Annotated in this window: 10 protein-coding genes and 1 tRNA gene; 6 read left to right on the top strand and 5 right to left on the bottom strand. The window is 62.5% G+C overall.

Annotated features, from left to right (window positions below):
• From FJ940_RS28635 to FJ940_RS25665, 4 genes are all read left to right on the top strand, one after another.
• A partial coding sequence (locus tag FJ940_RS28635) for a hypothetical protein (RefSeq protein ID WP_210239954.1) occupies positions 1-241 on the top strand: 241 nt, incomplete at its 5' end.
• A 204-nt stretch (positions 242-445) separates the two neighbouring features.
• Positions 446-1,234, top strand: a complete 789-nt coding sequence (locus FJ940_RS25675) for a hypothetical protein (protein WP_140658281.1) — start codon at positions 446-448, stop codon at positions 1,232-1,234.
• A complete protein-coding gene (locus FJ940_RS25670) occupies positions 1,231-1,584 on the top strand; it encodes a helix-turn-helix transcriptional regulator (protein WP_140658279.1) in 354 nt (117 codons plus the stop codon). Before FJ940_RS25675 ends, FJ940_RS25670 begins: the two co-directional genes overlap by 4 nt.
• A gap of 368 nt (positions 1,585-1,952) precedes the next feature.
• Positions 1,953-3,734, top strand: a complete 1,782-nt coding sequence (locus FJ940_RS25665; RefSeq protein ID WP_140525778.1) for a hypothetical protein — start codon at positions 1,953-1,955, stop codon at positions 3,732-3,734.
• Between the two features lie 218 nt (positions 3,735-3,952).
• Here the strand turns inward: FJ940_RS25665 and FJ940_RS25660 are convergent.
• Positions 3,953-4,029, bottom strand: a tRNA-Arg gene (locus FJ940_RS25660).
• Positions 4,030-4,114: 85 nt separating this feature from the next.
• On the bottom strand, positions 4,115-5,278 hold the full coding sequence (locus tag FJ940_RS25655) for a M20 aminoacylase family protein (RefSeq protein WP_140513917.1): 1,164 nt from the start codon (positions 5,276-5,278) through the stop codon (positions 4,115-4,117).
• 201 nt (positions 5,279-5,479) lie between these two features.
• Here FJ940_RS25655 and FJ940_RS25650 point away from each other — a divergent pair, with 201 nt between their 5' ends.
• The gene (locus FJ940_RS25650; RefSeq protein WP_140513916.1) at positions 5,480-6,640 is read left to right on the top strand and encodes a D-alanyl-D-alanine carboxypeptidase family protein; all 1,161 of its coding nucleotides are present in this window, start codon (positions 5,480-5,482) and stop codon (positions 6,638-6,640) included.
• Positions 6,641-6,643: 3 nt separating this feature from the next.
• Complete coding sequence (locus FJ940_RS25645) at positions 6,644-7,756, top strand: GTP-binding protein (RefSeq protein WP_140513915.1); 1,113 nt, start codon at positions 6,644-6,646, stop codon at positions 7,754-7,756.
• A gap of 12 nt (positions 7,757-7,768) precedes the next feature.
• On the opposite strand, the gene FJ940_RS25640 is transcribed toward FJ940_RS25645, so the two are convergent.
• The 3 genes from FJ940_RS25640 to FJ940_RS25630 all read right to left on the bottom strand — a co-directional run bounded on the left by FJ940_RS25640 (position 7,769) and on the right by FJ940_RS25630 (position 10,533).
• The gene (locus FJ940_RS25640) at positions 7,769-7,999 is read right to left on the bottom strand and encodes a sulfurtransferase TusA family protein (RefSeq protein ID WP_181168327.1); all 231 of its coding nucleotides are present in this window, start codon (positions 7,997-7,999) and stop codon (positions 7,769-7,771) included.
• An 11-nt stretch (positions 8,000-8,010) separates the two neighbouring features.
• Positions 8,011-9,330: a murein L,D-transpeptidase family protein gene (locus FJ940_RS25635; RefSeq protein WP_140513913.1), complete on the bottom strand. Its 1,320-nt coding sequence runs from the start codon at positions 9,328-9,330 to the stop codon at positions 8,011-8,013.
• A 252-nt stretch (positions 9,331-9,582) separates the two neighbouring features.
• Positions 9,583-10,533, bottom strand: coding sequence for an acetyl-CoA carboxylase carboxyltransferase subunit alpha (locus FJ940_RS25630; protein ID WP_140500751.1), 951 nt, complete (start codon positions 10,531-10,533; stop codon positions 9,583-9,585).
• Positions 10,534-10,563 lie beyond the last annotated feature (30 nt).

Below are 10,563 nucleotides of genomic sequence, written 5' to 3'. Positions count from 1 at the left end.
GGGTGGAAGCAAGGGGTCAAGTCGTGACGGTGCGATGGAGATCGAAACCGGGCTGATACCCAGTTCAGTCAACGCAACAAACCCTACGCAGGTAAGATCTTTCAAAATTTTCGAAGGCAAGGGATGTCGCCGCGACTACGCACGGTTTTGCCCGACGAAACCGATGGGTAAATGCGACCTTGAAAGCCAGATCGAACGGCTTTCACCTGCGTGCAGAGATTTCGTCGAGAAGCATCGGTGAAGTTGCGTGGCTATTATGCTAATGTAGCTATCTCTCATTCGATGCGTCAGTCTGACGATAGGTCCTCAGCTGACCGTCTGTCGAGCATGGCCGCGGGAAATAAACATCCCTGGCCGGAGCCGGTTGCGGGGCCTGTAGCTGGAGGGCCGTTAACGGGCCATGAGGAGAAAAAGGGCGAGAAACCGGGATCGCGACGCAAATCCTATGTCCGACAATCGGAACATTGCCGCTGCGATCGAGGCTTGCTACGACGCCGCGTTCGAGTTTAGGCAGTGGCCCGCAGCGCTTCAAATGCTGGCCCACTCCCTAGCAGCCACAAGTTGCGTTATCCGCACCTGCGATCCAACTCACCCGTTTCGTAGCGATCAGCGATCGCCGACCGCGCTCAGACCCGATTCGACCGAACATGCCGAATTCGCCGCCCTTTGGATCGAAAGAATCGAAGGTGCTCCCGATCCGCATGAACGTAGACCGCGCAAGAGGTTGGCAAAACTGACAGACAGCTTCGTTGTCGAGGATGAGATCACCACTCGTGATGAGCGCGAGGTTCTCCCTTATTACCAAGAAATCGCGCGTCCAGGCGACCGGGAATGGTGGGCTGCAATAGACTTCATGGTGAAGGATCGAAGGTGGATGCTCTCGATGTTTCGTGACGCTCATAAGGGGCCATTCTACCGGAATGAAGCCGAGGATTTCTTGGCGATCGTTCCGTCGATGGTTCGCATCATCAGTGCTGCGGAAAAGGTTTGGGAAACGGCAGTCGAACCGAACCTGGCCATTCTGGATCGGATGGGAAGCGCAGCGCTGTTGCTGAATTGCCGAGGCCGCGTCACCCGCTACAATAAACACGCGGAAGCTCTGCTTGGTACTGGCCTCGTTATCCACGGTGGTCGTCTGCGGGCGGCAGATCGGCCCAGTGATTCACGCTTGCAGAAATTGATCGCAGGCGTGGTCAGCCAATGCGGCGACTTGAGCGACGGGAGGCCGTTTTGATTGCTCGCGAGGGTTCGCCATGGCTTCTTGCTGAAGCCATTCCGATGACCTCGTTCGTCCATGACCTCTTTAACGGCGGAGACGCGCTCCTCTATTTTACCGATCTTGTGGCCGAACCGGCGCTACCCAAGCAACTGATAAGGCACGCCTTTCAACTAACAGCAGCCGAAACGCGGCTGGCCTGCCGCCTTGCCGATGGCCGAGGTATCGGCGCGGCAAGCTCTGCCCTGGGAATTGGCCGTGAAACCGCCAGAACCCAGCTCCGTGCAATATTCTCGAAAACAAGCACCGGAAGTCAGGCGGAACTCGCGAAGCTCCTGTCCCGATACCAAGGGTCCTCCACGCATTGAAGTCGCGGTGTCACCCGTTCGGGTGAAGCCCTGACGGTCCAAGGGTTGCACTCTGCGCTGAATCGGGGCCGTGGCACTTCACAACAACAGGCGCCGGTCTCGATCCGATACGTCTCAAGCGGGGCGGGCGGTCAGACGATATTTGGTTTTTGCAACGGCGCGTGCCTGAATCCCTCTGGTGTCCGACTAGTGCGTTCGGGCCGAAGAGGTGAGCAGAAAACATCGCGTCGGCTATTACATTAGCAGTAGGAAATATATTGCCAAACGGCGGCGCGAGGCGGATCATCAACGCCCGCACCTCCGATCGAGAATTGGAAAGACAGGGCTGATCGGAGCTTGCCGATCGTACCGAACGCCAGGAGGTTCAGATGAAACTGCGTGCTTGCCTGCCAAGTGCAGGATGGACAGCTATTGCCTTAATGAGTTTCGGCACAGGTGCTGCCATTGCTTACGCCGCGGACAGTCCGTTGCAGTCGCAGCTTGCGGCGCCAAGAGTATCGTTGCCGGGGGAACTCGACATCACACACTGCGTCGCTCTGGCCGCTGCCGGCCAATCACTGGCCCCGCAAGACTTGAAGGCCTACGAGGAGGCCCAGCCGCCATTGTGGGATGACCTGGGCTCCCTGAGCTATCCGATCAGCACAAAGAGCGCCGATGCCCAAAAATACTTTGACCAGGGGCTGCGGTTCGCTACCAACTTCAATCACGCGGAGGCGCGACGCGCCTTCCGCAAGGCACAAAGCCTCGATCCCGACTGTGCGATGTGCTTCCTCGGCGAGGCACTGGTCCTGGGCCCGAACATCAACGTGCCGATGGATCCCACCGCAAATGCACCAGCGATCACTGCTCTTCGAAAGGCGCAGGCGCTTTCATCCGGTGCCACCGAGAAGGAGCGGGGACTGATCGAGGCGGTCGCCACGCGGTATTCCGAAGATCCCAAGGCCGATCGAAACACCCTGAACGCCGCCTTCGCCGATGCAACTGCGGCGCTTTCCGACAAATATCCTGACGATCTCGAACTCGCTGTGCTGGCCGCAGAGGCCGGCATGGACACGCAGCCTTGGGACTATTGGCAGCCGGGCGGCAAGGAACCCAAGGGCCGCACCGCCGACATCCAGAGGCGGCTGGAAGGCGTTCTCGCCAGGAAGCCCGACAATCCGATGGCTATTCACCTCTACATTCATCTTGTTGAGGCCTCGGATCGTCCGGAGCGCGCCGAGCCCTACGCGGACCGGCTAGCAGCGCTGATGCCGGGGGCCGGACACATCGTCCATATGCCGAGCCACATCTACTATCGCGTCGGCCGCTACACGGATTCGCTGAAGTCCAACGAAGCTGCCTCGAAAGTGGACGAGACCTATCTCGCCGAAACCGGCGCTACCGGTGTCTATCCGCTCGGCTACTATTCCCACAACGTGCACTTCGTATTGGTTTCGGCCCAGCTCCTCGGTGACTCGAAGACGGTGCTTGCAGAGGCTGAGAAGCTGGACAAGTTTCTGACTAACGAGGTGGCCACGGCAATACCGATCGTGCAGCCGGTGAAGGCAGCTCCGTATTTCGCCTGGGCGCAATATGCCGAACCGGATGCGATCCTGGCTAAGGCCGAGCCGGCCGGCGCGCCGCCTTACATCACATCGATGTGGCACTATGCGCGCGGCGTCGCCCTGGCCGAGAAGAAGGACGCCTCGGGCGCGCGAGTCGAGGCGGACGCCATCCACAAGATCGCTCAGGAAACCGACTGGTCGGTGCACGATGCCTGGGGAATCCCGGCATTGTCGGTCCTGCAAGTGGCCGAAGATGTCGTACGTGCCCGCGCTGCGCAGGCCGAGAATGACGTCGGCGGCTCGATAGCCTTCTGGAAGAAAGCGGTCGAAACGGAGGACACGATCCCCTACATGGAGCCTCCGTACTGGTATTATCCCGTGCGGCAGTCCCTCGGTGCCGCCCTCCTCAAGAACGGTCAGCCGGCGGACGCGGCGAAGGAGTTTGTGGCGGCGCTCCACCGCGCACGCAGCAGCGCCTGGGCACTGTTCGGGCTGCAGCAGGCGGCGGAGGCCCAAGGCGATACTGCCGCCGCAACGAAAGCCGCGGACGAACTTTCCAAAGCCTGGAAGGGCGATCCGGGCATGCTGACGCTGGAACGGCTCTGAACCTCATCCCGGACGGGACCGCTGCGGTCCGTCGACCGGGCTCCAACCAATCACCCAATTTCCGATTTGTCGGAACGTCTGCAAGCGCTTTTCTGACGTTATTCGAAGGGTAGAAATCCGCATGCAGGTTCCGTACAGATGACCGATGCGACCCCGGTGATCGGCTCTGGTTTCAGTCCGATTCAGGTCCGACAGTATCCGGCTTAAGCAGCAAAACGTGGTGATCCCGACAGGAATCGAACCTGTGACCTACAGATTAGGAATCTGCCGCTCTATCCTACTGAGCTACGGGACCACGCGGCCCGACACATAGCCGCTTCCGATCGTTTCGCCAAGGGGCGGGCCGAACACAATCGGCCCGCCCCTGCCGCCGCCAGGCCTCAGGCGGCGAGCGCGGTTTCGGCCAGCTTCACCCAGTAGCTCATGCCGTGCGGGATGGCTTCGTCGTTGAAGTCATAGGCCGGGTTGTGAAGGCCGGCGGTGTCGCCATTGCCAATGAAAATGAAGGCGCCGGGCCTGGCTTCAAGCATGTAGGAGAAGTCCTCGCCGCCCATCACCGGCTGGATGCCGCGGTGGACATGAGCGTCGCCGGCGACGTTTGCCGCGACGTCGCTGGCAAAAACCGTCTCTTCCGCATGGTTGAAGGTTACGGGGTAGTTCGCCTGGTAATCGACCTCGATCTTGGCGCCGAACGCCGTGGCCAATCCGTCGCAGATGGCACGAATGCGCTCTTCCGATTTCTTGGCGATTTCCTTGCGCAAGGTGCGCACCGTGCCTGCGATCTCGGCCGATTCCGGGATGATGTTGTAGGCGTCGCCGGCATGGAATTTGGTCACCGACACCACCACGGCTTCGACCGGGTCGGTGCTGCGCGAGGCGATCGTCTGCAGGGCACCAACCAGCTGGCTGGTGATGACGATCGGATCGATCGTGCCGTGCGGCATCGCCGCATGGCCGCCGCGGCCCTTCACGGTGATGGTGAATTCCGCGGTCGCCGCCATGATCGGGCCCGGCCGGATGGCGAACTGGCCGACCGGCAGGCCCGGCATGTTGTGCATGCCGAACACTTTCGCGATGTCGAAACGCTCCATCATGCCGTCCTTGACCATCTCGTTGCCGCCACCGCCGCCTTCTTCGGCCGGCTGGAAGATGACCGCCACCGAACCGGCGAAATTGCGCGTCTCGGCGAGATATTTCGCCGCACCCAAAAGCATCGCCGTATGGCCGTCATGGCCGCAGGCATGCATCTTGCCGGGAACGGTCGAAGCATAGGGCTTGCCGGTGATCTCGTTGAGCGGCAGCGCGTCCATGTCGGCGCGCAGGCCGATGGTGGCGCCTTCGCCCTGGCGGCCGCGAATGATGCCCACGACGCCGGTCTTGCCCAGCCCCGTCACCACATCGTCGCAGCCGAAGGCTTTCAGCTTCTCGGTGACGAAGGCGGCTGTCTTGAAGACGTCGAAATTCAATTCCGGGGTCTGGTGCAGATGTCGTCGCCAGCCGGCAACCTCGTCCTGCATTTCGGCGGCACGGTTCAGGATTGGCATGATGGTTCCATCTCGCTGTTGGGGCAGGTCCGCTGCCTTGCAATTGTGATCGTCAGGCACTTTGCCATGTTGACGTCACATAGAGTAAATAGCACCGCAACAATGCGGTCCGTTTTTGAGGGCGGACTCATTTTGCTGGCGATCGCGTAAATCTTACGGAGCCAGGGGCGACTACGGCAAGAGGCGATTTCGGATTCGATCATGCGGCACAGGCATTTCCTCAAACTATTCTGCGCGGGCGCCGTGGCGTTCTCGGCGCTGGCCGGGCCGGTGCTGGCCAACCCGGTCGTGCTGTTCGACCTGAACAGCGGCAAGATCCTCCAGCATCAGGACGCGTTCAAGCGCTGGTACCCGGCATCGCTGAGCAAGCTGATGACGGCCTATGTGACCTTCCGGGCGATAGCGGCCGGCGAGGTCCGGCTCGATTCGCCGATCAAGGTAACGAAACATTCCGCCGCCGAGCCGCCGAGCAAGATGGGCTTCAAGCCAGGCTCGGTGATGCGGCTCGACAATGCGCTGAAGATGATGCTGGTCAAGTCGGCAAACGACATCGCCATGGCCGTCGGCGAGAATATCGGGGGATCGCAGGCAGCCTTTGCCGAGCGCATGAACGCCGAAGCGGTCCGGCTCGGCATGAACGGAACGCATTTCGTCAATCCGAACGGGCTTTATTCGCCGGACCAGTACACCACAGCGCGCGACCTGGCCGTGCTGGTGACGGCGATCCGCCGCGAGTTTCCGCAGTATGCGCCGTGGTTCTCGATCGAGGGGCTTGCTGTGGGCAAGAGGGCGATCCCCAACTACAACCTGTTGATCGGCCGCTATCCCGGGGCCGACGGCATGAAGACGGGCTTCGTCTGCCCCTCCGGCTTCAACATGATCGGTTCGGCGACCCGCAACGGCCGCACGCTGGTGGCGGTGGTGCTCGGCGAGAAGTCGGCGATCACCCGTGCCGAGGCCGCGGCCAAACTGCTCGACCAGGGTTTCGATACGCCTGCCGCCGGCTCAGCCACGATCGCCACGCTGGCGCCCTACGGTGATACCATCTCGCCCAACGACGTGCGGGACGAGGTCTGCAAGAAGAAGGCGCCGGCGGAGCAGTCCGAGGCGCCGCCCGCCGTCGCCAAGAACGTGCCGAAATCGCCCTACCAGGAAAAGCTCGACCATGTGCCGACGCTGGTTGCCGTCGGGCTTGGCGGCGCGACCGGCCCGACCCCGCTGGCCATGCTCGCCCAGGGCAGCCAGGAATATGCCGACGTGCCTATTCCGACCTGGCGGCCGGACAGACCGGCGCCCGGCGCCGGCCCGACGGTGGCGGGCTCGGCTGCGCAGGGCGACCAACCCGTCAAGGTTGCGAACTAGGCAATGAGCGGTTTTCCCATCCCTGTTTCCGTGCTGACCGGTTTTCTCGGCGCCGGCAAGACGACGCTGCTCAACCGGCTCCTGAAGGACCCGGCGCTGGCCGACACGGCCGTCATCATCAACGAATATGGCGAAGTGGCGATCGATCACCTGCTGGTGGAACAGGCGTCCGACGGCATCATCCAGCTTTCGGACGGCTGCCTTTGCTGCACGGTACGCGGCGAACTGGTCGACACGCTGGCCGATCTGGTCGACCGGCTGCAGACCGGCCGCATCGCCCGCCTTGCCCGCGTCATCGTCGAGACCACCGGCCTTGCCGATCCGGCACCGGTGCTGCAATCGATCATGGCGCATCCGGCACTGGTCCAGGCTTTCCGGCTCGACGGCGTCATCACCTTGGTCGACGCGGTCAACGGCGATGCCACGCTCGACGCCCATGTCGAGGCGGTCAAGCAGGTCGCCGTCGCCGACCGCATCGTGCTCTCCAAAACCGACCTGGTCGCTGGTCCGGATGGACCGGAAGCGCTGCGGACGCGGCTGCGGCAGATCAATCCGGGCGCCGAACTGCTGGCTGTCGACGATGCGAAAACGAGCGTCGCGGCGCTGTTCGACTGCGGCCTCTATAACCCGGCGACCAAATCCGCCGATGTGCGGCGCTGGCTCGGCGAGGAGGCGATGCATGACCATGATCATCATGATCATGACGGGCATGACCACGGGCACGGCCACGACCACGGGCACCGGCACGATCAGCGCATCCGCACCCACTCCCTGGTGCATGACGGCCCGGTGCCGTTCTCGGCCATCGAGATGTTCCTCGATCTTTTGCGCTCCACGCATGGCGAGCGCCTGCTGCGCATGAAGGGCGTCATCGAACTCGAGGAAGATCCGTCGCGGCCGCTGGTGGTGCATGGCGTGCAGAAAATCCTGCATCCGCCGGCTCGATTGCCGTCCTGGCCGGACGGCCAGCGCGGCATCCGGCTGGTGCTGATCACGCTCGACATGCCCGAAGACTATGTAAGGCGACTGTTTGCCGCCTTCACCAACCGGCCCTCGATCGACACGCCCGACCGCGCGGCGCTGGAGAACAATCCCCTGGCGATCGCGGGACGCTGACCTTTACGACAGCTATTCGCCGCGCTCGACCAGGAAGCGGTGACCGCCTGATATGGCGGATGTCTCTACGAGATGATGACCAGAGTCGGCGCAGAACGCCGGAATGTCGATAACCGCGAGCGGATCGGTCGTTTCCAGCCAGAGCCGGCTGCCGGGCCGCATCCCGGCCAGCCGCTTCTTCGCCTTCAGCACCGGCAAAGGGCAGTTCAGCCCCTTCAGATCGTAGACGGTGACGTCGGTCACGGCGAAAAATGTCAGCCGCCGAACATGCCGAGCAGCTTGTTCTTCAGCCTCGTCACGCGGCTCTCGTCGGCACTCGCGGCCTGCGTTTCGGCCGGCGGTGCGGGCTCGGCCGGCGCTTCGATCGTCGCGGTGGCGACAGGGGCTTCCTTGGCGGTCTTGGCCGCTTCCTTTTCGGCCAGCGCCTGCGCCTTGGCGGCTTCCTTTTCGGCCAGCGCTTGCGCCTTGGCCTGCTTGGCAGTTTCTATCGCGGCCAGCCGCTGCTCCTCGGCTTTTTGCTTCGCGGCCTTTTCGGCATCGAGCGCGGCCATCTTGCGGCCGGCGGGCGAATCGATGCGGCCCATGCGCGCCGTCTCGGTGACCGAGCCGTCCGAGTTGAGCGATGGCGGGTCGATCGGCACGCGCTCGCCGCGCGCACGGCGCTTGGACCAGTCGGAGACGATGCTGGCTTCCTTGATGCCGGCGATGGTGGGCTTGGGCGCCGGCGTGCTTGCCTTGAGGGCGCCGTTGAACGCAGCCTCATACGTGCTCTGATAAGCACTGTAGGCGCTTTTCAGCGAATCCGGCTGCGTGGACGCAGGGCAGGGGCCGGTCGGATTGAATGTGGTGCCTTCGGGAGCCACCTGGTTGAAGACGTAGCGCTTCTCGCAAACGTCGACTTTCGGCGGTACCTTGGTGATCTCGAAATTGTCGTAGCCGACCTTCAGCATCTTCCAGAATTCGTAATTCGGGTCGTTGCGGTAGCGCGCCATGTTGGCGGCGGTCATGCGGAACGGGAAGGCCTGGATCTGGAACTCGGTCTGGCCGCCCTGGAAGGCATCGCGGCCGAACGCATAGATCTGCTCGATCTGGGCATCGGTCATCGAATAGCAGCCCGAAGACGAGCAGGCGCCGTGCACCATCAGGTTGGAGCCGGTGCGGCCGTTGGCGCGGTCATAGGCGTTGGGATAGCCGATGTTGAAGGACAGATGATAGTTCGAGCGCGGGTTCATCTGCGCCGGACGCACGGTATAAAAACCTTCCGGCGCCTGGCGGTCGCCCTCGGTGTATTTCGGCCCCAGCTTGCCCGACCATTTGCAGATATCGTAGCTGGCGACCATGTCGTAGCGGCCGTTGGTCTTGGCCTTCCAGATTTCGAGCTTGCCCTCTTCCTTGAAGATGCGCGCCATCACCGAGGAGGTGCGCACCATGCCCTTGGCCCTCATGTCGGCCAGGATCTTGTCGGGCAGGGGCTTGTTGGCCTCCGGGGCAAAATCCTTCATCGACGAATCATTGCAGCCGGCGACGGCTATCGCGGTGATGAGAATTCCGGTGCGGGCAAGCTTGGCAAACATGGATAAGGCTACGTCTTCTCTTTCGGGCCAATGGCTTCGAAACGGCCGAGCCCGCATGCTGAACACAGACGGACCGTAAGCCCGTTAACCTTGAAAATTCCTTACCGCAAGCCTCGGCCACCCCTCACGGCAATTCCATTGAACCGAATCCGGCGGCATTTTTGTGGCGAAATTGCTCATCGCCGCCACATTGCCGTGGAGCGTTGCCGTGGAGGCGGCTTGCGGCGGCCCGGTTGAGCCGCCAAATCGTGGTCAGAGGCTGCGGCCCATTGCCAGATACTTCTCGCGGCGCTGCTCGCGAAAATCCATGTTGGCGCCGGCAAAATCCTTCATCGTCCTGGCGATGAGATCGCCCGTCGCGGCAATCACCGTTTCGGGTGCGCGCTGGGCGCCGCCGATCGGTTCGGGAATGATGGCGTCGATGATCTTCAGTTCCAGAAGGTCCTGGGCGGTGATCTTCATGTTGGTCGCCGCGTCCTTGGAGCGCGTCGTGTCGCGCCACAGGATGGAGGCCGCGCCCTCGGGCGAGATCACCGAATAGATGGCATGTTCCAGCATGTAGACGCGGTTGGCGGTGGCGATGGCAATGGCGCCGCCCGAACCGCCTTCACCGATGACAACCGAAATCGATGGCACCTTGAGCGCAAGGCAGGCCGAGGTCGAACGGGCAATGGCTTCGGCCTGGCCGCGCTCCTCGGCGCCGACGCCGGGATAGGCGCCGGCCGTGTCGACCAATGTCAGCAGCGGGATCTTGAAGCGGTCGGCAAGCTCCATCAGCCGCACGGCCTTGCGATAGCCTTCGGGGCGCACCGAGCCGAAATTGTGCTTCAGCCGGCTCGCCGTGTCGGAGCCCTTCTCCTGGCCGAGGATCGCTACCGGTTCGCCGCGGAACCGGGCAAAGCCGCCGACGATCGCCTGGTCCTCGCCGAAATTGCGGTCGCCGGCGAGCGGCGTGAAATCGCTGAACAGGCCCTTGATGTAGTCGACGCAGTGCGGCCTGTCGGAATGGCGCGCCACCTGCACCTTCTGCCATGGGGTCAATGCCTTGTAGAGATCGCGCAGGGCATCGCGCGACCGCTTCTCGAGCCTGCTGATCTCGTCGGCGACATCGACCGCCTCGCCGTTCTCGGCAAGCTTCTTCAGTTCCAGGATCTTGAGTTCCAGATCCTGCACCGGCTTTTCGAAATCGAGGTAGTTGTACATGCTTGGGCGGACCGATACGTCGGAAGCAAA

This window comes from Mesorhizobium sp. B2-3-7, from assembly GCF_006442695.1.
In the GTDB taxonomy this organism is placed as follows: Bacteria; Pseudomonadota; Alphaproteobacteria; order Rhizobiales; family Rhizobiaceae; genus Mesorhizobium.
Note: the sequence above shows the minus strand (reverse complement) of the source record. Positions and strands in the feature narration are given on the sequence as shown.

Bases quoted from the DNA above. Each gene is read 5' to 3' on its own strand.
- FJ940_RS25655 (WP_140513917.1), bottom strand. From the start codon at position 5,278: ATGCCAATCCTGAACCGTGCCGCCGAAATGCAGGACGAGGTTGCCGGC.
- FJ940_RS25650 (WP_140513916.1), top strand. From the start codon at position 5,480: ATGCGGCACAGGCATTTCCTCAAACTATTCTGCGCGGGCGCCGTGGCG.
- FJ940_RS25635 (WP_140513913.1), bottom strand. From the start codon at position 9,330: ATGTTTGCCAAGCTTGCCCGCACCGGAATTCTCATCACCGCGATAGCC.
- FJ940_RS25645 (WP_140513915.1), top strand. From the start codon at position 6,644: ATGAGCGGTTTTCCCATCCCTGTTTCCGTGCTGACCGGTTTTCTCGGC.
- FJ940_RS25665 (WP_140525778.1), top strand. From the start codon at position 1,953: ATGAAACTGCGTGCTTGCCTGCCAAGTGCAGGATGGACAGCTATTGCC.
- FJ940_RS25675 (WP_140658281.1), top strand. From the start codon at position 446: ATGTCCGACAATCGGAACATTGCCGCTGCGATCGAGGCTTGCTACGAC.
- FJ940_RS25630 (WP_140500751.1), bottom strand. From the start codon at position 10,533: ATGTACAACTACCTCGATTTCGAAAAGCCGGTGCAGGATCTGGAACTC.